General features: G+C 59.4%; 22 protein-coding genes and 1 pseudogene. 11 read left to right on the forward strand and 12 right to left on the reverse strand.

The genetic code is table 11. The features are described 5' to 3' along the window. Positions 1-9: 9 nt before the first annotated feature. Positions 10-207, reverse strand: coding sequence for a DUF2892 domain-containing protein (locus IV109_RS18600; protein ID WP_296700454.1), 198 nt, complete (start codon positions 205-207; stop codon positions 10-12). 120 nt (positions 208-327) lie between these two features. Further along, positions 328-1,560: a branched-chain amino acid ABC transporter substrate-binding protein gene (locus IV109_RS18605; protein ID WP_296700455.1), complete on the reverse strand. Its 1,233-nt coding sequence runs from the start codon at positions 1,558-1,560 to the stop codon at positions 328-330. Positions 1,561-1,982: 422 nt separating this feature from the next. Here IV109_RS18605 and IV109_RS18610 point away from each other — a divergent pair, with 422 nt between their 5' ends. Both IV109_RS18610 and IV109_RS18615 read left to right on the forward strand, forming a co-directional pair. Further along, positions 1,983-2,318: a hypothetical protein gene (locus tag IV109_RS18610; RefSeq protein ID WP_296700460.1), complete on the forward strand. Its 336-nt coding sequence runs from the start codon at positions 1,983-1,985 to the stop codon at positions 2,316-2,318. Between the two features lie 30 nt (positions 2,319-2,348). Beyond that, a complete protein-coding gene (locus IV109_RS18615) occupies positions 2,349-2,807 on the forward strand; it encodes a host attachment protein (RefSeq protein ID WP_296700463.1) in 459 nt (152 codons plus the stop codon). Between the two features lie 35 nt (positions 2,808-2,842). On the opposite strand, the gene IV109_RS18620 is transcribed toward IV109_RS18615, so the two are convergent. From IV109_RS18620 to IV109_RS18630, 3 genes are all read right to left on the reverse strand, one after another. Beyond that, positions 2,843-3,499, reverse strand: a complete 657-nt coding sequence (locus IV109_RS18620; protein ID WP_296700466.1) for an OmpA family protein — start codon at positions 3,497-3,499, stop codon at positions 2,843-2,845. Positions 3,500-3,652: 153 nt separating this feature from the next. Then, entirely contained in the window at positions 3,653-3,871 is a 219-nt protein-coding gene (locus IV109_RS18625) for a SlyX family protein (RefSeq protein ID WP_296700472.1), read from the reverse strand. 19 nt (positions 3,872-3,890) lie between these two features. Beyond that, complete coding sequence (locus IV109_RS18630) at positions 3,891-5,393, reverse strand: M48 family metalloprotease (protein ID WP_296700474.1); 1,503 nt, start codon at positions 5,391-5,393, stop codon at positions 3,891-3,893. A gap of 77 nt (positions 5,394-5,470) precedes the next feature. On the opposite strand from IV109_RS18630, the gene dbpA reads away from it, so the two are divergent. Together dbpA and IV109_RS18640 are read left to right on the forward strand one after the other, a co-directional pair. Then, the gene (dbpA, locus tag IV109_RS18635) at positions 5,471-6,898 is read left to right on the forward strand and encodes an ATP-dependent RNA helicase DbpA (RefSeq protein ID WP_296700479.1); all 1,428 of its coding nucleotides are present in this window, start codon (positions 5,471-5,473) and stop codon (positions 6,896-6,898) included. Between the two features lie 133 nt (positions 6,899-7,031). After that, positions 7,032-7,268 (forward strand): hypothetical protein, encoded by a 237-nt coding sequence (locus IV109_RS18640; protein ID WP_296700481.1) that lies wholly within the window; start codon positions 7,032-7,034, stop codon positions 7,266-7,268. 57 nt (positions 7,269-7,325) lie between these two features. Here IV109_RS18640 and IV109_RS18645 read toward each other — a convergent pair whose 3' ends face one another. Both IV109_RS18645 and IV109_RS18650 read right to left on the reverse strand, forming a co-directional pair. Further along, the gene (locus IV109_RS18645; RefSeq protein ID WP_296700484.1) at positions 7,326-8,090 is read right to left on the reverse strand and encodes an SDR family oxidoreductase; all 765 of its coding nucleotides are present in this window, start codon (positions 8,088-8,090) and stop codon (positions 7,326-7,328) included. A 76-nt stretch (positions 8,091-8,166) separates the two neighbouring features. After that, positions 8,167-9,423, reverse strand: coding sequence for a DEAD/DEAH box helicase (locus IV109_RS18650; RefSeq protein WP_296700487.1), 1,257 nt, complete (start codon positions 9,421-9,423; stop codon positions 8,167-8,169). Positions 9,424-9,699: 276 nt separating this feature from the next. Between IV109_RS18650 and IV109_RS18655 the strand changes: the two genes are divergently transcribed. From IV109_RS18655 to IV109_RS18670, 4 genes are all read left to right on the forward strand, one after another. Continuing rightward, positions 9,700-10,017, forward strand: a complete 318-nt coding sequence (locus IV109_RS18655) for a DUF6172 family protein (protein ID WP_296700490.1) — start codon at positions 9,700-9,702, stop codon at positions 10,015-10,017. 14 nt (positions 10,018-10,031) lie between these two features. Beyond that, entirely contained in the window at positions 10,032-10,994 is a 963-nt protein-coding gene (locus IV109_RS18660) for a hypothetical protein (protein ID WP_296700493.1), read from the forward strand. A gap of 13 nt (positions 10,995-11,007) precedes the next feature. Beyond that, positions 11,008-12,069, forward strand: coding sequence for a DUF6352 family protein (locus IV109_RS18665; RefSeq protein WP_296700496.1), 1,062 nt, complete (start codon positions 11,008-11,010; stop codon positions 12,067-12,069). Positions 12,070-12,146: 77 nt separating this feature from the next. Beyond that, a complete protein-coding gene (locus tag IV109_RS18670; RefSeq protein ID WP_296700498.1) occupies positions 12,147-12,314 on the forward strand; it encodes a hypothetical protein in 168 nt (55 codons plus the stop codon). Between the two features lie 31 nt (positions 12,315-12,345). Here IV109_RS18670 and icmF read toward each other — a convergent pair whose 3' ends face one another. The 4 genes from icmF to IV109_RS18690 all read right to left on the reverse strand — a co-directional run bounded on the left by icmF (position 12,346) and on the right by IV109_RS18690 (position 19,524). After that, complete coding sequence (gene icmF, locus IV109_RS18675; RefSeq protein ID WP_296700501.1) at positions 12,346-15,675, reverse strand: fused isobutyryl-CoA mutase/GTPase IcmF; 3,330 nt, start codon at positions 15,673-15,675, stop codon at positions 12,346-12,348. A gap of 106 nt (positions 15,676-15,781) precedes the next feature. Beyond that, complete coding sequence (locus IV109_RS18680; RefSeq protein WP_296700503.1) at positions 15,782-17,713, reverse strand: TRAP transporter large permease subunit; 1,932 nt, start codon at positions 17,711-17,713, stop codon at positions 15,782-15,784. Continuing rightward, positions 17,710-18,336 (reverse strand): TRAP transporter small permease subunit, encoded by a 627-nt coding sequence (locus IV109_RS18685; RefSeq protein WP_296700506.1) that lies wholly within the window; start codon positions 18,334-18,336, stop codon positions 17,710-17,712. The genes IV109_RS18680 and IV109_RS18685 overlap by 4 nt, the downstream gene beginning before the upstream one ends. Positions 18,337-18,405: 69 nt before the next feature. Continuing rightward, positions 18,406-19,524, reverse strand: a complete 1,119-nt coding sequence (locus IV109_RS18690) for a C4-dicarboxylate ABC transporter (RefSeq protein ID WP_296700509.1) — start codon at positions 19,522-19,524, stop codon at positions 18,406-18,408. A 280-nt stretch (positions 19,525-19,804) separates the two neighbouring features. On the opposite strand from IV109_RS18690, the pseudogene IV109_RS18695 reads away from it, so the two are divergent. Beyond that, positions 19,805-20,305 (forward strand): annotated as a pseudogene (locus IV109_RS18695) (MBL fold metallo-hydrolase); the annotation flags it as partial. Between the two features lie 174 nt (positions 20,306-20,479). Further along, positions 20,480-20,917 carry a rhodanese-like domain-containing protein gene (locus tag IV109_RS18700; protein ID WP_296700733.1) on the forward strand — a complete coding sequence of 146 codons (438 nt, stop codon included), beginning with the start codon at positions 20,480-20,482 and terminating at the stop codon, positions 20,915-20,917. Between the two features lie 13 nt (positions 20,918-20,930). Here IV109_RS18700 and IV109_RS18705 read toward each other — a convergent pair whose 3' ends face one another. Further along, positions 20,931-22,385 carry an amidase gene (locus IV109_RS18705; protein WP_296700512.1) on the reverse strand — a complete coding sequence of 485 codons (1,455 nt, stop codon included), beginning with the start codon at positions 22,383-22,385 and terminating at the stop codon, positions 20,931-20,933. Between the two features lie 60 nt (positions 22,386-22,445). On the opposite strand from IV109_RS18705, the gene IV109_RS18710 reads away from it, so the two are divergent. Next, positions 22,446-23,855 carry an amidase gene (locus IV109_RS18710; RefSeq protein WP_296700515.1) on the forward strand — a complete coding sequence of 470 codons (1,410 nt, stop codon included), beginning with the start codon at positions 22,446-22,448 and terminating at the stop codon, positions 23,853-23,855. Positions 23,856-23,861 lie beyond the last annotated feature (6 nt).

Here is a 23,861-nt window from a genome sequence, read left to right on the forward strand (position 1 = left end):
TGAACTTTTTCAGGCCTTGCCTTTTGTTGCGCAGGTGCTCCAGCCAAACAGGGCATAAGGTGGGCACCAGCCAATCGCACCGGTGGCCAGCAACACGACACCCAACCAACCCCACCAGCCAACGGTGCCGGTCGCCGCCAAGCCGATCAGCACAAGCCCGATCACGATGCGCAGGATGCGGTCAATACCGCCAACGTTTGATTTCATAAAGAACTCCTTTGAGGGTTGTGGATGGCTTGATTACGCTTGATTTTCATCGCCGCGTATGTGACTCAAGTCACCCAAACCCTCAGAGATCAGCCTAAACCCAAACTACCAGCCTGGTTTTCAGGCTGGACGCTTCATCTGGCAGCTGGTGGGCGTGCTGGAAACGTACGGATCCATCTGCTTGACTGCAGCAAATGTCCAGCCCGTGTTCTCCACGTTGTAGGGGTTCTTCTTGTCGACCTTTTGCCATTTGGTGACGAACATGGACTGCTGCAACTGGTGATCCGTCTTGCGCATTTGCACCTCACCGGCAAAGCTCTTGATCGTCAGACCCTCCATAGCCGCAGCCACTTTCACCGGGTCGGTGGACTTGGCCTTGGCAATCGCAGCACTCATCAGGTTGATGCCGTTGTAGGTGGCAAAGGTGTAGAAATCGTCGTTGAATTTCTTCTTGTAGTCGGCAATGATCGCGCCGAGTTCACCTGTGTGGTTGGCGTGCCCATAGGCAATCACGTACACGGAGCTGTCGCCGCCACCAGCCAGTGCAGTGGGTGTACCGGTGACGCCCGCATAGTAGGTGTACATCGGGATCTTGAGACCCGCGTCATTGAGTGCCTTGACGAACAGCGTCAAATCAGCACCCCAGTTGCCGGTCACGATGGTGTCAGCGCCAGACTGTTTGATCTTGGCCACATAGGGCGCAAAATCCTTGACTTGGCCAATCGGGTGCAAATCTTCACCCACGACCTTCACATCGGGACGCTTGGTGGCAATGCCCTCCTTGAAGTAGCGCGCCACCTGCTGACCATGCGAATAATTCTGGTTCAACAGATACACTTTCTTGACATCAGGCTGATCCTTCATGAAGGTGGTCAAACCCTCCATCTTCATGGTGGTGTCTGCATCAAGGCGGAAATGCCAGTAGTCGCAACGCTCGTTGGTCAGGGCTGGGTCTACCGCGGCATAGTTGAGGTACATCACCTCCTTGCCTGGATTGCGCGCATTGTGCTTGGATACGGCGTCCATGATGGCCATGGCAGCACCCGAGCCATTGCCTTGAGTCACATAGCGAAAGCCCTGGTCGATAGCCGCCTTGAGCGAGTTCAAGCTCTCTTGTGGCGAGCCCTTGTTGTCAAATCCGACGATTTCATATTTGACGCCAGCCGCGTTTTTGCCGCTTGCGCGATCCGCCACGAACTGCCAGCTTTTCAGCTGGTTTTGCCCGACATTGCCAAAGGGACCCGAGAAGGGGTCGATGTGGGCGATCCGAACTGTTTCACCGCTTTGGGCGAGCGCAACTCCCATATTCAGAACAGCGGCCGAAGCGACCACAAACTTGAACGCAGACTTCATAAAAACATCTCCTGATTTTCTAAGGGTTAAGGCTCTCGCAGAGTACAAGCGTTTGAACGACAGACCCAGAGGGATTTCCCGTAAGGGGAATCACCCATGTGTCAAGATGGGGACACCACACAGCCAAACAGGTTTTTCCAACATCACCGAAAAGGTGCATCCGGCGATGCACAACTCACCTCGATCCCCCCTTTGTGGGGAGGGTTTCCGCCCGGCATTGAGGATTCGCAAAAGGTCGGGCTGAGCTTGAGGCTAGATTTCGCTAAGTCTCCATGTGCTTCGGATATCCCGCAAAGATGAGCCACGGTTGCATTGCACATGATCACAGTGAAAGGATCAGCATCATGAAATTTCTATGGGGAGTGGGGGTGCTCGTTGCTCTCGCCCTGGCCACAACGGCCTGCGACAAGATCAAAGCCCCAGTGCCTGAGCTGCAAAAACCCCCGGCGGCAAGCGATCCAGCCGCGGTCAAGGCCGACGAACGTACCGCGCTTGCCCAAACTGCGCAAAAAGAACTGGATGAACTGCGCGCGTCGATTGCCGAATTCAGGCGCAAGGCCGAGACAGCCAATCAGCAGTCCCAAGCAAAACTCAACGAGGAAATCGAGATTTTGGAAGCCGAGTTGCGCGACCTGCAGGCCAAACTGACCGAGCTCAAGTCCGCCACGCGGGAGTCATGGAATCAATTGAATACATCCTTCGATCAGGCGCTGAAGACGCTGAAGGTTCGAATCGCCGACTTCCGGCAGAAATCCTGACGTATTGACCCAGCAACGAAAGCCACGACCATGAATAAAGCACTTGTTTTGATCTCCGATGCGCACCGCGCACGCTGCTTTGAGCGCCGCGCCCCGGATCATGCCCTCACCGAACTTGCAGACTTCGTGTTTGCGCAGCAGCACATCTCTACGGCGGGCGACGCATCGGATCTGACCGGCGAAGCTGGCAAAGGCCACGGACGCACCGGACATGCAGGCACCCAGTTTGAGCCGCAAACCGATATGCGATCGAAAGAACAAAACCAGTTTGCCCGACAACTCGCAAAGTACATCAATGAGACCGTACTCGCACGGCCGTCGGATGAATTGGTGTTGATTGCCACCAGCCCCATGCTCGGTGAAATCAAACCGCACCTCAGCACCGCCGCCCACAAGGTGTTGACGCGATGCGTTGACAGCGACCTGACCCACTACACGGGACCCGAGTTGAAGGCACGTGTTGATCGGGCGATGGCGCTGCCGGATTGAAGGACACGACGCCCCAGCAGGCGCCGCGTCACAGCTTATTTCTGGACGGCGGAGCGCTCGGCCAGGAAAATCTCGATACGCCGATTCTTGGCGCGACCGGCATCGGTGCTGTTATCGGCGATAGGCTCGCGTTCGCCACGACCGTCGATCAGGATGCGGCGACTCTCCACGCCGCGTGCAACCAGGTAGTCTCGCGCGCTGGCAGCACGGTTGATGGAAAGCGGATTGTTGACGGCCTCCGATCCAGTGCTGTCGGTGTGGCCCACGATACGAACCTCGGTAAGGGGTTGGCCACTTAAGCCTTGCGCAAACTGGTCAAGAATCGGATGCAGGTTCGGCTTGATATCAGCGCGGCCCGTGTCAAACGAAATGTCGCTCGGAATATTCAGCTTGAGCTGGTTGTCAGCGGTCTGCGTCACCGCCACGCCGGTGCCGGCTGTGGCCTGCTCCATGGCCGCCTTTTTCTTGGCCATCTGTGTTGACCAGACGTAGCCTCCCAGCGCACCCACACCAGCCCCCACGGCAGCGGCACCCTTGCTGTCGCCAACCGCAGCACCGGCCAAGGCACCCACGCCAGCGCCAATGGCGGCACTGCGTTGCGCATCACTCATGTCGGCGCAGCCGCTGGCCAGCACGGCCACAGCACTCAGAGTGAAGACAAGTGAACGGCTAAGTAATGCAAGATGGGTCATAGGATTTCCTGTTAATTGGGTCAACGCAACATGCGATGCAAGAACAAAATTTTATCTGTCCATGCATCATTTCGGTGTAGGACGGCACCGCGCCTGCGCACACCACAAGGCGCCGTCGGCGCGACAGCGTTCACAGCACGGAGTCCCTGATTTTTAAAAATGAGGCGGCAACTCGTCCCGCAAACTGCGGGGCGCGCCAACACCCCCGTCCGTACTGGATTGCCGAAGATTGGCAATCTCACGGATCAGCAAATCGATCTGCGCCTGCTGACGGATGACGACCTGATCCAACTGCTCCAACAAATCCTCGGTGAAGCTGGCCTTGATCTCCAGCTCGGTCAGTCGTTGGTCAATGTCGTTTGCGTTTTCCATCCCGCTATTGGACCTGAATTCAAGACGCATCAATAGTTTTCACCAACTGCCCCGGCCTGGGCTCGCCACCACCATAGAAACCATTGATCAGCCGCAACTGTGACTCGGCATTTTCCAGGGGTGATTTGCGCGCCATCTCGGCAAAACCGCCGCGGGGGTAAGGTACGGTTTTGATGACCCAGGGCCGCGCAGCAGCACGGTCGGCCGCGGTCAGGGCTCGGAATGAGCCTTCGGCTTCCTGTAACTGGCGACGCGCCCGCAGCAGGGCAGCGGCGTCTTTGGCCGTATAGCTCAGCAGAAAAATGGTATTGCCCGGGCCGCTGACCAGGGTCACTTCCAGGGCCTGCGCCTTGCCTTGAGCATTGTTGCGAGCACCCACAAAGCGCGTGGCCTGCAGGCCGTTGATCACCAGGCGATCGGTGCGGCCTTGATCCGGCTTGAGAAGGGTTCGAATCACTTCATCATGGGTTTTCCCCGCTTTGGCGGGAACTGTTTTAACCACCAGCGCAGCATCACGTTCGGCATTGACCAGTGTGAGCTGGGCAGCGTCGTTTTGAATCTTCCAGTTGCCTGGCGCGGTGATGGCTATGCCCAGCGGCGCATGGTAGAAATTGCGCCCCCGCGTCAGCCCCTGGTCGGCCGTTTCTCCAAAAATCATGCCGTTGATCGCCTGCAGATAGCGGGCACGGCCTTCATCACTGTACGCGCCCTTGCCCTGCACCGGGTACTTGGCGGCCAACTGGGTGATCATCTGCAGGCGCTGATCATTGCTGGGGTGGGACGCCAGCCAGCTGTTCTGTGCCGGGGGCGCCCGTCCGTCGGCACGCGCCTGATCAGCCGCAAAGCGCTCCTGATTCTTCAGCACGGTAATGACATTGATCATGTTTCGCGGGTCATAGCTGCTGCGCGACAGGTACTCGGCCCCCAGACCGTCGGCCTGCAACTCCTGATCACGCCCATAGCTTGCGATGTAGCCCGAGGCGGCTGTTTGAGAAACCTGGCTGGCCACGCGCCCCGCACCCGACACGCCCTGACTCTCCAGCACCGCACCCAGCACCGTGGCGGCCAGCACACCCAGTCCGGCATCCGCCTCGCGGGTCGCACGCTGTGCGCCATGGCGTGCGGTGACATGGCCGATTTCATGGCCGATCACACCCGCCAGATCGGCCTCGTTATCCATATAGGCCAGGATGCCACGTGTGACATAGACGTAGCCGCCCGGCAATGCAAAAGCATTGATCTCAGGGCTGTCCAGCAGCGTAAAGTGCCATTGCAACTGATTGCGGTGCGAAAGCTTGGACAGCTTTTGCCCCAGGTCGTTCACATAAGCCTGCAGCCTGGCGTCATTGACCACGCCATACTCCTGCAACACCTGCTTGTGGGCTTTTTGTCCTTCTGCAATCTCGGCCTGTTCGCTCATGACGGAGCGCTCGCTCTGACCGGAAACAGGATTGACCACGGCGCTGCCGCAACCCGCCAGCAAAACGGGAGCCAAAACCAGTGAACACAAGACACGATGCATGGGAAATCTTTCAGTGCGCGGCCAGCCCACGCCAGACTGCATTTTGCCCAATATGACCTTGTACGGATAATCGGGGCATGAGCATTACTGAACCCAAGGTGGCTAGCGCTGCCGCCACACCGTCTTCCAGCTTCGCCGCCCTGGCCCTGAACCCCTCAACCCTGGACAATCTGAAGCAGCTTGGCTATTCGGAGATGACACCGATCCAGGCCGCCAGCCTGCCCATAGCCCTGGCGGGCAAGGACCTGATCGCACAAGCGCAAACCGGCAGTGGCAAGACCGCAGCGTTTGCCCTGACCCTGCTCACCAAGCTCAACCCGCGTCGCTTTGCCGTGCAAGCGCTGGTGCTGTGCCCCACGCGTGAGCTGGCGGACCAGGTCACCACAGAAATTCGCCGCCTGGCGCGTGCCGAAGAAAACATCAAGGTCGTCACACTGTGCGGTGGCATTGCCCTGCGTGGTCAGCGTGCGTCGCTGGAGCACGGCGCACACGTGGTGGTTGGCACTCCAGGGCGCATCATGGACCATCTGGAGCGGGCTTACCTGACGCTTGAAGCACTCAACACATTGGTGCTGGACGAAGCGGATCGCATGCTGGACATGGGGTTTTTTGATGACATTGCCACCGTCACCAAGCAGTGCCCCAAGGAGCGACAAACGCTGTTGTTTTCCGCCACCTACCCTGAGGGCATCGAAAAACTGGCCAGGCAGTTCATGCGCGAGCCGGTGCAAATCAAGGTCGAGGCCCAGCACACGGAAAGTCTCATTGAGCAACGCTTCTACGAGGTGACCCGCCACAATCGGCTGGCCACCGTGGCGCAACTTCTCAATCACTTTCGTCCAATCAGTACGCTCGCGTTTTGCAATACCAAGCAGCAATGCAAGGACCTGGTGACCTACCTGCAAGAACAAGGCTTCAGTGCGCTGGCTCTGTATGGCGAACTTGAGCAGCGCGAGCGCGACCAGGTTCTGGCGCAATTTGCCAACCGCAGCTGCTCGGTACTGGTAGCCACCGACGTGGCCTCGCGCGGCCTGGATATCAACCAACTCGAAGCGGTGATCAACGTGGACATCACACCCGACCCGGAGGTGCATGTACACCGCATCGGACGCACGGGTCGCGCTGGCGAATCGGGCCTCGCGTTGAGTCTGGCCAGCATGAACGAAATGGGGTTTGTCGGCAAGATCGAGCAGTATCAAAAACGTGAGTCAAGCTGGCACAAGCTGGACGAACTAACACCCACAGGGAACGGCCCCTTGCTGCCCCCGATGGTCACGCTGCAGATTCTGGGCGGTCGCAAGGAAAAGATTCGCCCCGGAGATGTTCTGGGCGCACTCACAAACACGGAAGGCGGTGCGGCTTACACCCGCGAGCAGATCGGCAAAATCCAGGTGACCGAGTTCTGCACCTTTGTAGCCGTACAACGGGACCTGGCACAAGCCGCCTGCACCAAACTCAACGCCGGCAAGATCAAAGGCAAGAGCGTCCGGGTCAGACTGATGTAACAGCCGGCCCTGTAAGGCATTTACCTACAGGGCTTCTATCCATTTACCGACTTCATTGCGTGCCGCGCGTGGCTACAGTTGTCTCAAGCGCCAATGCATCCTGATTGGACGCTGAAACCACTGGAGAAACACAATGAAGACCACGGCCCTTGAACTCAATCCTTTCAGCCTGATGATGGAGCCCGAGCTGGTATTGCAGACCATGGAACGCTCCCTGCAGCTGCGTGGCTTGCGCCGCCACAAGCTGCGTCCGCTGGACAAACCGCTGATCCCCTTCACCAAGGAAGCGCTGGCCAGCCGCGCTGCATTTGACGCCGCCATCGATGCCGACGAGCTCGATGGCATGGCCGACGCGTTTTTGTTGAACTGATCTCGCGCCGGATGGGGATCGCCTGAAGCGCCCCAGCGAGCAGCGCGAGAGTGGGTGTCAGCGGGCCAGCGTAACCCCGCCGTCCACCACCAGTGTCGTGCCCACCACATAATCACCAGCACGCGAGGCCAGGTAAATCGCCGCGCCTGCCATGTCCTCGTCCACACCAATACGACCAGCGGGAATGTGGGCAGACACTTCTTGCGCGCGATCACGCGCGTCACGGTTCATTTCCGAGGCAAAAGCGCCCGGGGCAATCGCCGTCACCACAATATTGTCCTTGACCAGGCGCAACGCCATGCGCTTGGTCAGATGCACCAGGCCCGCTTTGCTGGCGGCATAAGAATAAGTTTCTTGCGGGTTGACCGACACGCCATCGATGGAGGCGATGTTGATGACCTTGGCCACGCGGGTCTTGCCCGCCAGACGCAACTGAGGCGCCAGCGCCTGGGTCAGGAAGAAGGGGGACTTCAGGTTCAGATCCACAACCTTGTCCCAGCCGCTCTCGGGGAACTCATCAAAGGGCGCACCCCAGGCCGCACCCGCATTGTTCACCAGGATGTCGAGTTGCGGCTCGTGCGCGGCATAAGCAGCCGCCAGGGCCTTGACGCCCTCGGCAGTCGACACGTCGGCCGGCAAGGAGATGCAGGGACCCAGGCTGGACAGCTCCTTGGCGGTCTGGTCGCAGGCCGCGGCTTTGCGCGCCGAAATGTAAACCTTGGCGCCCTGTGCCAGATAGCCGGCTGCAATCATGCGACCAATGCCGCGCGAGCCGCCGGTGATCAACGCGGTACGGCCCTTGAGAGAGAAAAGATTGTCCATGGAATGCTCCTGTGAATGGTTCAGATCGGGGTAAAAAACTCCGTCAAAGCTTATCCCGGATCAGGCGCCGCGCGCGTCACATGGGCGTCTGTCCGCGCGCTGCAGCCGCGCGGAGCTTGTCCTTTTTGCTGGGTCGTTTTCCTTTGATGCCCCCGGTGGCGGGGTCGGGGCCGGCACCAGCGGCAACGGCCACCTCAGTCGGCTCAAAGCCCTCTATCTGTTCGAGCTGTAAATCCAGGCCCTGACGCTTGGCGATCAAGCGGAAATGCGCTTGCGTGCCCACACTGACAAAGCTCACTGCCACGCCGCTCTCTCCGGCACGGCCGGTGCGCCCAATGCGATGAATGTAGTCAACCGAGGAGCGCGGCAGGTCGTAATTCACGACCACTGGCAACTGGGCGATGTCCAGCCCCCGGGCGGCCACATCGGTGGCAATCACCACTTTGAGCCGGGACGCCTTGAAATCAGCCAGCACCTGCGTACGTTTGCCCTGACTCAGTTCCCCATGAAATGGCTCTGCGTTGATTCGTGCCTTGCGCAACTTGTCTGCAACCGTTTCGGCCGCATGTTTGGTTGCCACAAACACCAGCACGCGACGCCAATGGTTTTGCGCAATGAGATGACGCAGCAACTGGGTACGCCGTCCGGCATCCACGGCGATGGCTCGCTGCACGATGTCGGGCTGGCTCTGCGGCTCAGGGAGCACCTCAACACGAACCGGATCGCGCAGAAGCGTTTGCGCCAGGGCCTGCACAGCAGGGGGAAACGTAGCCGAAAAAAACAGGTTCTGCCGCTGCGCAGGCAACAAGTTCAGGATGCGCCCCAGTTCTTCGGCAAAGCCCAGGTCAAAGAGGCGGTCTGCTTCATCGAGTACCAAGGTCGTCACATGGCTCAACACCAATGCATTGTGGTCAACCAGATCCAGCAAACGCCCCGGCGTGGCCACTACCACGTCCGCGCCGCCGCGCAGCCGCATCATCTGCGGATTGATGGAAACCCCGCCAAAAACAATGGAAACCTTCACTGGCCGCGCCAGATGCGCCGCCAGCGCACGAATCTCCTCGCCAACTTGGGCACAGAGTTCACGCGTAGGCACCAAAATCAGTGCGCGAGCCCGTCTCGGGGACTCGGAGGCCGTGTTTTCGAGCTGCTGCAATAAAGGCAGGGCAAAGGCGGCGGTCTTGCCGGAACCCGTCTGCGCCGAACCGAGGACATCGCGTCCTTGCAAGGCAGCGGGTATGGCCGCGACCTGCACAGGCGTGGGCACAAGATAGGCTTTGGCACTGACGGCGCGCAGGAGTGCGGGAGACAGCCCAAGAGAGATAAATGACATGTGGAGGCGCTTTGTGGAGGTGACAGCAGAAAAATTCAACGCCAGAGGGCCCTTGTGGCCCCCCTTGGCAAGACGAGCAGAAGTTGATCCCGGACCCGCCCAGTTTAATCGGCCCAGGCCGGTCGCGAATATCGACCCGCAAGGCCCCCCTGGGAAGTGGCCACAGTCACTCGATAACACCGGGGAATCGGACCCGGCCGGCAGCGGGAAGCCTCATAATCGAGCGCTTGAGTACCACAGCCTTCAGGGGCCGGTGCAGACTGAATAAAGGCAATCATGAAGAAGACGTTCCAGCTGGCCATTGAAGGCAAACATCCCGACCGCGTGTTGGAGGCTACGAAGCACGAAATCAGGAAATACGTCAAACGGCAACGACGCGTGCCATTGCCCGAAGGCGTGGACTATTGGGATTTTGACTGCAAATTCGGCACCAGTGCGGACAACGCCACGGTGGTCCACTTCGCCACGATTACCAGCCTGATCGATGCCGTAGCCAAAGAGGGCGGGAAGGCTTTTTACCTTGAACTCATTGCCAAGAATGGCTATCGTGCAGCCAAGCTGCAGGACGCCGGAGATCCCGACCAGGCTCGTTAAGCGGAAGCAAGACGATGCGTACGCTGCCCTGGCTTGACCGTTTTCCCGTTGGTCTTTTTGCCATGCCCGTGGGTTTGCTGGCCCTGGCAGGTGCCTGGCGCAGGGCGCAGGGTTTCGGCTGGACACAGGCCTTGCCCATCGCCCAGGCGCTGGCCTGGACCGCACTGACCCTGCTGGTGGTTTTGCTGCTGCTCTATGCCGGCAAGTGCCTGCGCCATCCACGCACCTTTGCCGCTGAATTCACGCATCCCCTGGTGGGCTCCATCATGGCGCTCATTCCGGTGTCTTTGCTGCTGTGCACGGTCTACTTTGGAGCGCCCGGTCATGACGGCTGGCTGCTATTCACCCTGCTCGCATTGACATTGCAGGGTGTGGTGGCCATTCGCATTGTGGCGATGCTCACGACCGCCTCTTTGCCCGTTGCGGCAGTGACGCCTGCGCTGTATGTGCCGCCGGTCGCAGGCGGATTCGTCGGCGGCATGGCATTGAGCGCGCTGGGGTATCCCGGTTGGGCTGCACTGCTGTTTGGCATGGGCTTGGTCAGCTGGGGTTTGCTGGAGGTTCGCGTGCTCAATCGTTTGTTTGAAGGCGCCATGCCCGAAGGCCTGCGCCCCACGATCGGACTGGAACTGGCACCGGCGTCGGTCGCCACACTGGCCGCAGGAACCATCTGGCCCTTATTGCCTGGCGATGTCCTGATCGTCGGCCTGGGCATCGCTGCGGGCCCGATAGTGGCGGTCATGGCCCGCTACAAATGGTGGGGGCACATTCCGTTTTCTATCGGATTCTGGTCTTTTTCATTTCCCCTGGCGGCGTTGGCCGGAGCGGTCATCGAAGTCGTTCGTCGCGGCGGCTGGCCACCTTTGGTGGGCGGTATTGCGCTGGCTTTTTCATCCCTGGCGATCGCCTTCCTCGGCTTCAAGACCTTGGTTTTGATCCTGTCAGGCAAGCTCATTCCACCGGCGCCATCCCCATGAAATATCCCAAGCCATGGTGAATTTCTGGCCGTCCTGTGGCTTTGCTCAGTTGGAGCGCAACGCGCGTGGCTGGCTGGTACCCACCGAAGCCTATCTGCGCCTGTTTTTGGCTCGCCCGGAACTGGCGCTGGTGCCGGAATCCTGCACGGGGGAACACGCGCTGCATGCAGCCCTGCTCGCATCGCCTTTGCGACCGGTTCCCTCCGAGGCGCTCGCGGCCCTGCAAGATGAGGACGCACGTGAAAACTATGCCATGTTTCTGGGATTTCGCGATGCACTGCTGACGGCTGGCACGCTGGAGCGCTATTACCTGGACCTGTTCCTGCGAGGCACCGTGAATGTTCCGCCGCTTTTTGTGGATCTCATTGCACAGGCGATTTTGCGCAATGTGCTGGACGAGGCGCACGATCCCGTTGAAGCGCGGGCTGCCGAGATGCTGTTTCGCAGCCAGCGCATCACCATCCAGGACGGACAGATCCTGGCCGGCGACCGCACTGTCCTTGACATGTACAACGAAACCGGCGGACTGGGCGAGATGGGCCGATTGCTCAAGGAGAGCAAGGCCCCCTTGCGTGCCATCAATCTGGACGTGCTGGGTGGCGACAACGCAATGCGCTACTGGCAATCGGATGAAGACCACACCTTCTTGCTCGACCTGACGCATGAGCTGACCCAGGATCTGGGGCACGGACTGACATTCAAGGTCACGCGCGCCCGCTCAGGTCTGACGGCACTGGCCCGGGTGCTGGAACAATGGGTGCATCATTTCCTGGGTGTGACGGTCACCATTCAACCGGAACAGAAAATCGACGACGCCGCGTGGCGCTGGCATGTGGGCCTGGACACCGAGTCCACGGCCATCCTGAATGACCTTTACCAGGACCAGCCCGTCGCCCCGGAGCGCCTGCGCAGGATGATCAGCCTGTTTCGCCTGGATTTCGCGAATCCGGGCGAAATGCGAGCTGATGTGGCAGGAAAAACAGTCTATCTGGGCCTGGCCATGAACGCTGACAGCATCACCCGGATCAAACCCCAGAACCTGCTGATTAATTTGCCTTTGGCCACCGCCATGTAGGCTCACGGCAACGAGCCAAAACGGCTCAAGCCAAGTCCGGGGATAATTGGGGGTTTTCAAATTAAATGGAGTTTTTCATGGCCAAGATCATCCGTACAGAAGCCGACCGTATCGCCACACCCCGTCCCGTGCCACCCAAGGGCGTGTGCTTTACCGCCGGCAAAGGTCAATTGCGCAGCCTCGAGCGCGGCGCAGCGACCAACAACAAGAAAAACCCGGGCAAGCGCGCCAAGAAGGGCGGTTAAACCCTTTCCCAGACCGGCGCCTGTGTAACTGCTACATATTGCGCCGGTACTGGCCGCCCACCTGAAACAGGGCATCGGTGATTTGGCCCAGCGAACACACTCGCACGGCGTCCATCAGCACCTCAAACACATTCTTGTTTTCAATCACGGCCTGCTGAAGGCGTTTCAGCATGGCTGGTGATTCGTTCGCGTGCAGCGCATGAAACTCTGCCAGCCGCTTGAGCTGATTCTGCTTTTCTTCATCCGTTGAGCGGGCCAGTTCCAGCTTGTCCAGCACCGCGTCCCCATGCGGGTTGCGAAAAGTGTTGACGCCGATGATGGGCAGCTCGCCGGTGTGCTTGAGCATCTCGTAATGCATGGACTCGTCTTGAATCCGGCCCCGCTGGTAGCCGGTTTCCATGGCGCCCAGCACACCACCGCGCTCGGCGATGCGCTCGAACTCCAGCAGCACCGCTTCTTCCAGCAACTCGGTCAGCTCTTCGATGATGAAGGCGCCCTGCGACGGGTTCTCGTTCTTCGCCAGACCCCATTCCCGGTTGATGATGAGCTGGATGGCCATGGCGCGGCGCACCGAATCTTCGGTGGGCGTGGTGATGGCTTCATCGAAGGCATTGGTGTGCAGGCTATTGCAGTTGTCATAAATCGCGATCAGCGCCTGCAGCGTGGTACGGATGTCATTGAACTGAATTTCCTGCGCGTGCAAGCTGCGTCCAGAGGTCTGGATATGGTATTTGAGCTTTTGACTGCGCTCGTTCGCACCGTAGCGCTCTTTCATCGCCACCGCCCAGATGCGCCGCGCCACGCGGCCCATCACCGTGTACTCGGGGTCCATGCCATTGCTGAAAAAGAAGCTCAGGTTGGGCGCAAAGTCGTCAATGTGCATACCCCGCGCCAGATAGGCTTCGACGAAGGTGAAGCCATTGGACAGGGTGAACGCCAGCTGGCTGATCGGGTTGGCCCCGGCCTCGGCAATGTGGTAGCCGCTGATGCTCACACTGTAAAAATTGCGCACGCGATTGTGGACAAAATATTCGGCGATGTCACCCATCACCTTCAGGCTGAATTCGGTCGAGAAAATGCAGGTGTTCTGCCCCTGGTCTTCCTTCAGGATGTCGGCCTGCACGGTGCCGCGCACGTTTTCCTGTACCCATTCCCTGATTTTTTCCAGCTCGGTGTCGGTCGGGTCACGACCGTTATCGGCCTTGAATTTGTCGATGTTCTGGTCAATCGCCGTATTCATGAACATGGCCAGGATGCTGGGCGCCGGACCGTTGATGGTCATCGACACTGACGTGCTGGGGCTGCACAGATCAAAGCCACCGTACAACACCTTCATGTCGTCCAGCGTGGCAATGGACACGCCGCTGTTGCCGACCTTGCCGTAGATGTCGGGGCGCGGGTCGGGATCGTTGCCGTACAACGTCACTGAGTCAAACGCAGTGGACAAACGCTTGGCCGCCATGCCCGAACTCAGCAACTTGAACCGCGTGTTGGTGCGAAACGCATCACCCTCGCCCGCGAACATGCGCGTTGGGTCTTCACCTTCGCGTTTGAAAGCAAAGGTGCCGGCGGTATAGGGGTAGCTGCCGGGCACGTTGTCCAGCATCAGCCACTTCAGGACTTCACCGCGGTCTTCGAATTGAGGCAGAGCGACCTTGCGGATCGTGGTGCCGCTGAGCGACTTGGTGGTGAGTGCGGTGCGGATTTCCTTGTCCCGGATTTTGACAACGTATTCATCGCCCGCATAGGCGGCCTGCATGGCGGGCCATTGCTCAATCAGTTTGCGCTCGGCCGCACCCATATGCGCTTCGCGCTGCTGCGCCAGATCCATGACCGCTTTGAAGGCATTGGTCTTGTTCGAGTCGTCCAGCTTCAACATGCGGCCGGTTTCCTGCAACTGCTGAATTTCCCGCGCCAGTGTGGCCTGACTGCGTGCGCGCTTCTTGTAGCTGCGCACCGTGTCGCTGATTTCAGCGAGGTAGCGGGTGCGCGCAGCGGGGACAACGGGCGTCTGGTTGGTGCTGTAACGCACCGAAACCACGGGCAACTGCGATGAGGGCGCCAGCATCAGACCCAAAGCCACCAGACGCGCCTTCAAGGCCTGGTACAGGGCGGTCACGCCGTCGTCATTGAAACGAGCCGCCATGGTGCCGAACACGGGCATTTGCTCTGTCGGCGTGGTCCACGCCTCCTTGTTGCGCTGCACCTGCTTGGCCACATCACGAAGGGCATCCAGCGCCCCCTTGCGGTCGAATTTATTGATCGCCACAAACTCGGCAAAGTCCAGCATGTCAATCTTCTCCAGCTGACTGGCCGCGCCAAACTCCGGCGTCATCACGTACAGCGGCACATCCACATGTGGCACGATGGCGGCGTCACCCTGGCCGATGCCCGAGGTTTCCACCACAATCAGATCGAAATCGGCGACCTTGCAGGCCGCAATGACATCGGGCAGCGCAGCGCTGATTTCCGAACCGAAGTCGCGCGTCGCCAGGCTGCGCATGAAGACACGCGGCCCCTGGCGCCATGGGCTGATGGCATTCATGCGAATACGGTCGCCCAGCAAGGCACCGCCACTCTTGCGCCGCGAGGGGTCGATACTGATCACGGCCACGCGCAGGCTGTCGTTCTGATCGAGGCGCAAACGGCGAATCAGCTCGTCAGTCAAGGAGGACTTGCCTGCCCCACCAGTACCCGTGATACCCAGAACCGGTATCTTTTTAATAGCAGCAGCCCCACGTATCTCCAGGGTTAGTGCCGCCAATTGCTTGGAAGGTGCACCTTTGCCCTCGCCCGCCGCTTTTTCGTTCTCCAGTGCGGTGATGAGCTGCGCCAAGGCCCGCCAACTCATTTCGCTGTGCCCCTGGATGGCCGCCATGTCGTGAGGGGCATAGGCTGACAGATCCTTGTCGCAGCGCATCACCATCTCGCCGATCATGCCGGCCAGCCCCATGCGCTGGCCATCTTCCGGGCTGAAAATGCGGGCCACACCATAGGCCTGCAGTTCACGAATTTCGGGTGGCACGATGACGCCCCCGCCCCCGCCAAACACCTGAATGTGCGAACCACCGCGCTCTTTCAGCAGGTCCACCATGTATTTGAAATATTCGACGTGCCCGCCTTGGTAGGAGCTGATGGCAATGCCCTGTGCGTCCTCCTGCAAGGCGGCGGTCACCACTTCGTCCACGCTGCGGTTGTGTCCCAGGTGAATGACCTCGGCACCCATGCCCTGCAGAATCCGGCGCATGATGTTGATGGCCGCATCATGCCCATCGAACAAACTGGCCGCCGTGACAAAGCGCACTTTATGGGTCGGACGGTAGTTGGCGAGCGCCTTGAATTCGGCAGAGAGATCAGTCATGGTGAGACTCCGGAGTAACTTGACGTTTACGTAAACGTCAATCTTACCGTTTTTCCAAAAACAAGGGGCGCCTTCGCGCCCCTTGTCATCGTCCCGTCACGGTTTGCTATTTGTAAAGCAATTCCGGCAGCCACAAGCCAATGGCCGGGAACTGGTACAGGAGGAAGATGGCAAACACCTGAATGGCCATGAACGGCAGCATCCCGGCGAAGATCTGGTTCAAGGTCACATGGGGTGGGCTGACCCCCTTCAGATAGAACGCAGCCATGGCCACAGGTGGACTCAAAAATGCAGTTTGCAGGTTCAAGGCCACCAGCAAACCGAAGAACAGCGGATCGATACCGAAGTGCGGCAACAAGGGGATGAAAATCGGCATGAAAATGACGATGATTTCGGTCCACTCCAGGGGCCAGCCCAGCAAGAAGATCACCACCTGCGCCAGGATCATGAACTGCACCGGGGTCATGTTCATTGAAAGAACCCAGGTATTGATGATTTCCTGCCCCCCCAGCAACGCAAACGCCGCCGAGAAAATGCTGGAACCCACAAACAACCAGCACACCATGGCACTGGTCTTGGCGGTCAGATAGACCGACTCCCGCATCACCTGCATGTTGAGCCGCCGGTAGGCCGCTGCCAGCAAGATACCGCCCAGCGACCCCATGGCCGCCGCCTCGGTGGGGGTCGCCACACCAAAGACGATCGTTCCAAGCACCGCCAGAATCATCATCGCCAGCGGGAAGAATGACCCCAACAGCATCTTGAAAATTTCCAGCCGCGCAAAGCTGAAGTAGGCGTAGAAAATGCCGAGCGCCACAGCACAACTCGCCAGACCAATCCAGAAACTCGTTGGCGCTGCGACACGCGCCTGCTCTGCGGCGACCTTTGCCGGCGCCTCGACTGGCTTGGCCTTCTCTGCAGTCGCCTTGACGGCAGCCACAGGAGCGCTTGCCTCTGCGGGCGGTGATTTCGAGCCCCCCATTTCTTCTGGCTCAGAGAGACCTCCCAGCGCAGGTGTATCGTCCTCGGCGGTTTCAGAGATTCCACCGCCCATGGCCACCACGCCCTCTACCGCCTCTGGGGGCAGTGGTGCAGTGACCTTCAGGTAAATTGCACCCATGATGAGGGCTACGGCCAGCGCAGGCAGCACGGCAATCACTAAATGGTTGACCAACTCACGCATAGGCACCGCAGCATTGCGCTTGCCTTTGATCGCGCCGATCAGTCCAGGCAGAACCTTGTTGCTGACACTAGTGGACACGATTTCGGCAAATGGCGGCAAAGGCACACGACGGTCTTCCGCGGACATGGGCGGCGCCAGATGGGGTTTCCATTTGGCAATGACGACAACGTAAACCACATACAAACCAGCCAGCATGATGCCGGGGAAAAACGCACCCGCATACAGCTTCACGACGGACACCCCGGCCGTAGCGCCGTAGACGATCAGCATCACTGAAGGCGGAATGAGAATACCCAAACAGCCCCCTGCCGTGATGGCGCCCGCAGACAGCTGAACGCTGTAGCCCGCACGCAGCATGGCAGGCAAGGCCAGCAGGCCCATCAGGGTGACCACAGCACCCACAATGCCAGTAGCCGTTGCGAAAATGGCGCAGGTAATGATGGTTGCCACAGCAAGCGAGCCCGGCACCCGCGCGGTGGCCAGGTGCATGCTCTTGAACAGCTTTTCAATCAAGTTGGCGCGCTCAATCAAGTAGCCCATGAAGACAAACAACGGGATCGATATCAGCACATCGTTGGACATGACCGAATAGGTGCGTTGCACCATCAGGTCCAGGGTCTGATTGATCGCAAGATCCGGGTTTTGACTTCGATAGGCAATCCAGGCAAACACCATGCCCATACCCATCAGGGTGAAGGCCGTTGGAAAACCAAGCATGATGGCAACCACCACCAGCGCCAGCATCAGCAAGCCAAGATGACCATTGGTCATCATCGATGGGGAAGGCAACAAAATAAAGGCCGCAATCACGACCATTGCCATGATCGTCAGGCCAAACCAGACTTCTTTTTTCATGAATGGTTTCCTTTGGGGTGAACGACGTATTCGTCGAGTTTGGCAATGTCTTCGTCTTTCACGTGGACCATTTCTTTCAGTTTTGCAACGTCGACTTCTTCGACATCTTCTCCGCGCGATGGCCATTCGCCCTGCTTCAGGCAGACGATACAACGCACGATTTCAACCAGGCCCTGGGCCAGCAAGATAGCGCCGGCAATCGGGATTACCGTCTTGAAGGGATACACCGGCGGGCCATTGGCGGTAATGTTCGAATGCTCATTGATCGCCCAGGACTCCGCTGCAAAGTTGTACCCCGCCCATGCCATGGCAACTACTCCAGGGATAAAGAACAGGATGTACAAAGCGAGATCCAGCCCGGCTTGCAGGCGTGGCGGGAAAAAGCCATAGAGCACATCGCCTCGCACGTGACCATTCTTGGACAGGGTGTACGCACCCGCCGTCATGAACAGCGTGCCATACATCATGCTCATCACATCGAACGCCCACGGGTGTGGGTTATCCATCACATAGCGCGAAAAAACCTCCCAGGAGATCATCAGTGTGAGCACCAATATCAACCAGGAAAACGCTTGCCCAACGACGGTACTGAGCTTGTCAACCGCGAGTAATAGTTTTTGCATATTCAAACCACCTAAGTAAATCAGCCATCCAGACAAAGCCCGGATGGCTGAATATGGGAGCAAAAATCCTTAGGCCTTCTTGGCACCAAAGAAGTGGTTCACCGCCATACGACGACTGACATAGGTATCCTGATCCCACTTCACGGCACGTGCCGCAAATGCTTTCTGAGAAGCCACGATTTCCTTGAACAAGGGATTCTCGGCAGACTTCTTCTCCACGATTTCAGTCCACAGCTTGAGCTGATCTTGCAGCACGGAATCGGGGGTCTTGTAGAACTTGACCTTGTCCTTGGTCTGCAACTCGATATAGTCTTTGGAGTAACGGTCAATTGCTTTCCAGGACATGTCGGCAGACGCTGCCTCGGTGGCACCGGCAATAATCGCCTTCATCTTGGGTGGCAGTGCGTCGTACTTGGTCTTGTTGAACATGATCTCGAAGGTTTCCGCGCTCTGGTGGTAGCTTTGCAGCATGCAGACTTTGGAGACATCCGGAAAACCGAGCAAGCGGTCGGACGTTGCATTGTTGAATTCAGCACCGTCAAGCAAACCACGGTCCATGGCAGGAACAATCTCTCCGCCGGGCAATGCATTCACTGCCGCACCCATCGCCGTAAACAGGTCAATGGCCAAGCCATTGGTACGGAACTTCAAGCCTTTGAAGTCGGATGATTTGGTAATGGGCTTCTTGAACCAGCCCAAGGGCTGCGTCGCCATAGGCCCGTAGAGGAAAGATTGCACATTTCCACCGATGGAGGCGTACAACTTGGCCAACAACTCGGCGCCACCGCCGTACTTGTGCCAGGCCAGAATCATGTTGGCATCCATACCGAACGCCGGGCCAGAATTCCACAGGGCCAAAGCATTTTGCTTGCCATAGTGATAGCCCAAAACGCCATGTCCGCCGTCCAGCGTGCCCTTGGAGACAGCCTCCAGCAGCCCAAACGCAGGCACCACGGAACCCGCGGGCAGCACTTCAATTTTGAGATCGCCACCGGTCATGTCGTTGACCTTTTTGGCGTAGTCCAGAGCGTACTCGTGAAAAATATCCTTGGCGGGCCACGTGCTCTGCCAGCGCATATTGATGGGACCCGTCTGCGCCTTCGCAATCATCGGGGCAGACATGGTGCCCGCGGCTACGGCAACGCCCTTGAGCAGGCTGCGACGACGAGGGGTTTTGCTATCGGTCATGCGTATCTCCAAGAAGTTAAATTGTTGCAGGAACAAATACAGATCATTTACAAATTTAATTGTGTGCTTATATCCACGCAATCCACTAGGTAATAACCACGATGCCGGCGTCTTTAATTTCAACCCGTTTTGCAAAAATTTTCAGTCTTGCGAAAAATTTTGTCCTGCAGCCCTCTCGTCAGGTTGCTGCAAGGTCGGCAAGGGAAGAAGCTGCCTGCTTTCAAAATCCTTTAGAGTTCTACTTCTGCCCTGAACCTGCGGCCCCCATAACGTGCGCACCATGAAACCGATCCAGCTTTTTGACTCCCCATCTGCCACCTACACCTATCTGGTGTTCGACGAGACAACGCGCGAGGCCATCATCATTGACCCGGTGGACGTGCAGCTGGAACGCGATCTGGCAACACTGCGCCAACATGGCTTGAAGTTGCTCTGGGCCGTGGAAACCCATGCCCACGCCGACCACATCACCAGCGCCGGACAACTGGCCGAGCTCGCCGGCGCCAAAACGGCAGCGCCCGGCGCTTGCGGTATCGGCACGGCAGCGGTTCAACTCAAGGACGGCGACATTCTCCGCTTCGGCAAGGAGCAGCTCCTGGCGCTGCATACGCCGGGACACACTGCCGGAAGCATGAGCTTTTTGTGGCGCGACCATGTTTTCACCGGCGACACCTTGCTGATCAATGGCTGTGGACGAACCGATTTTCAGTCTGGCAGCGCCGAGGCGATGTACCACAGCCTGACCCAGGTGCTCTTTGCCCTGCCCGACGCAACCACGGTCTGGCCGGGGCATGACTACAACGGCCGTACCGAGTCCACCATTGGCGCGGAGAAGACACACAATGCGCGGGTAGCGGGCAAATCGCTGACCGAGTTCGTCGCCACCATGGCGGCGCTGCATCTGCCCAGGCCCAAGCGCATTGACGAAGCAGTACCCGCCAATCTCACGTCCGGCCTGAGGCATGACGCGGGCGGCGAAACTGCGCTGGCTGCACGGCCCGCGCAAGGCTATGCGGGCGATGTCTCGCCTCAGCTGGCCTGCCAGTGGTGGCAAGCGGGCGAGGCGGTGCTGGTGGATGTGCGAACCGATGCCGAACGGGAATGGGTTGGTTTTGTGCCAGGTGCAGTGGCGCTGGCATGGAAGCAATGGCCCGGCATGGTCATGAATGACGCTTTCGATGAGAGCCTCAAAGCCGCGGTGCCACCCGGGAAAAAAGTGGTGTTGCTGTGCCGCAGCGGCGTGCGCTCCATCGCGGCGGCCAGACGCGCCACAGAGCTGGGGCTGGAGGCTTACAACATTCTGGAGGGTTTCGAGGGCGACCCGGATACGCAGGCCCACCGCGGACACCGAGGCGGCTGGCGCTACCACGCACTGCCGTGGCGTCAGGGCTGAACCGCTTGGCCGCTCAAACCGCCGACGGTTTGCGTTTCAGAATGTCCTGCGCCGCCCGTTCATAGGCGTGCGCCAGTTGCAGCAACGCGAAATCGCCCTGCGGTTTGCCGATCAACTGCATACCCATGGGCAGGCCCCGGTCGTCAAACCCGACGGGCACGCTGATGCAGGGCAGGCCCGCGAAGGTGGCATAAATCACCACCTCCATCCAGCGATGGTAGGTATCCATCTCGATACCATTGATGTGGCTGGGCCAGCGCTGCCCGATGTCAAAGGGCCAGACCTGCGCCACCGGCAGCGCCAGAACATCATGCGTCTCCAACAGCGAAAGCATGTGCTGGTAAAACGCGGTGCGCTGCACACTGGCGCTCAGAAATTCACCACCAGTCAGGTTGTCTGCCTGGCTGTGCTCCCACAAAGCCTCCGGCTTGATCAACGCGCGGTTCTTCGGATTCAGTAAAAACGGGGCGATGCGCACCGCCACCAGTGCGCGCCGCCATACCAGCCAGGCTTGCCAGACTTTTTCGGGGGAAGTACCCAGCAACAAGGGTTCCACGGTGCAGCCCAGCCCTGCCAACCGACCCAACCCCTGCTCACAAACGTCCAGAATGCCCGACTCCATGGGCAGGTACCCGCCCAGGCTGCCAAGCCATCCAATGCGCGTCTTTTTACAGTCAAAAGACCCTAAACCCTCCGTGAAACATGCATTATTAGCTATTGAAAGTGGAGCACGCGGATCCGGACCCGCCTGCACATCCAGCAAGCGGGCCAGGTCCGCGACGGTGCGCGCCATCGGCCCTTCGGTGCCAAGCTGGCTGACCCAGACATCCTGTGCCGGCCACATGGGTACCCGGCCCTGACTGGGTCGCATGCCAAAGAGGTTGTTCCAGCCAGCCGGGTTGCGCAAACTGCCCATGAAGTCAGAGCCATCGGCCACGGGCAACATGTTCAATGCCAGCGCCACCGCCGCGCCGCCGCTGCTGCCGCCGGCCGACCGGGAGGAGTCATAGGCATTGCGGGTGGCGCCAAACACCTCATTGAAGGTATGCGAACCCAAGCCGAATTCCGGCGTGTTGGTCTTGCCGATCACGATGCAGCCAGCCGCCTTCATGCGCTGCACCATCAAGCCATCTTCCTGCGGCACAAAGTTTCGCATCAGGGGTGAACCCATGGTAGTGGGAATGCCCGCGCTGTTGGCCAGGTCTTTGATGGCTTGCGGCATGCCATGCATCCAGCCCATGGACTCGCCGCGCGCCAACTGGGCATCGCGTTCATCAGCCTGGCGCAACAGGAGGTCAGCATCCTGCAGGCTCACGATGGCGTTGTATCCGGGATTCAGCTGGCCAATGCGCTGCAGGTAGGCCTGCATCACTTCGCGACAGGACAGCTGCCGGCTGTGAATGGCCAGGGACAGTGCCGAGGCGTCAAGGCCGGTGATGTGTGAAGCAGGCGACTGTGGTGTATGCATGTCTGGCTTATATTGCGGCTTGGTGTTTCCATTTTCACCCACTCCTCTCAAAGGCGCGCCATGACAAACCCTCGGACCGACCTTGCCGACTGCACAGCCTGCGAGCTATTGCAGCTCTACCGGACAGGCCAGGCTACACCAGTTGATGCCACCCAGGCCGTGTTCAAACGCATTGACCAGCTGGACGGCAGACTCAACGCCTTTTGCCACACCGACCGCGCAGGCGCCGCGCAGGCTGCCGCACAAAGCAGGGACCGCTGGGCTCTTGGCAAGCCAATGGGGCCGCTCGACGGCGTGCCGGTTTCAATCAAGGACCTGATCCTGACCCGGGGCATGCCCACCCTGCGCGGCAGCCGCACCGTGGACCCCCAACAAGCCTGGGACGTTGATGCACCGGCTACCGCACGGCTGCGCGAGGCTGGGGCGGTCATTCTGGGCAAGACCAACACACCCGAGTTCGGCTGCAAGGCTGAAACCAACTCTCCCCGCACCGGCATCACACGCAACCCATGGAACCTGGACAAAACCCCGGGAGGCTCTTCCGGTGGCACGGCCGCCGCCGTGGCCAGTGGCATGGGCCCAATCAGCGTCGGCACCGATGGCGCGGGCTCGGTGCGCATACCGGCCTCGTTTTGCGGCAACTTTGGCCTCAAGCCCAGCTTTGGCCGCGTGCCGGCCTACCCGCTGTCACCCATGGGCACCGTGGCGCATCTGGGGCCGCACAGCATGAGCGTGACCGATGCAGCCCTGATGATGAATGTGCTCAAACAGCCCGATGCACGGGACTGGACCTCGCTGCCATTCGACGCAAGCGACTACACCATCGGACTCAACGACGGTATTCGCGGCCTCAAGATCGCCTACTCCCCCACGCTGGGTTTTGCCCGCAACGTGCATCCCGACGTGGCAGCTGCGGTCGAAGCAGCAGTTCGCCAGTTGCAAGCCCTGGGAGCCCATGTGGAGCAGATTGACCCCGGGTTTGAGGACCCGCTGGAGATTACCACCGGGCTGTGGTTCAGCGGCGCCTGGACGGTATGGAGCTCGCTGACCCCCGAACAGCAAGCCGTGGCCGACCCCGACTTCCGCGCCGAAGCCCTGCTTGGCGAAAAGATCACGGCGCTGGAACTGCAACGACTCACCTTGCGCCGCGGCGCACTGGGCTCCCACATGCGCCAGTTCATGCAGCGCCATGACCTGCTGGTGACGCCTACCGTTGCCGTACCCGCTTTCGACGCCCGACCTGCCGGACACTCCCCCATGGACTCGGCTACCATGCTGGGCTGGACGCCTTTCAGTTACCCCTTCAACCTCACACAACAACCTGCATGCACCATACCGTGCGGCTTGAGCCTTGACGGTTTGCCCATTGGCCTGCAAATTGTGGGGCCCATGTTTGGTGATGCACTGGTGCTGCGAGCGGCCCGCGCCTATGAAAGTATTTGCCCCATTCCACGTCCAAGTCTGGACTGAACCGAC

Source organism: Rhodoferax sp. (assembly GCF_018780565.1).
Taxonomy (GTDB): Bacteria; Pseudomonadota; Gammaproteobacteria; order Burkholderiales; family Burkholderiaceae_C; genus Rhodoferax.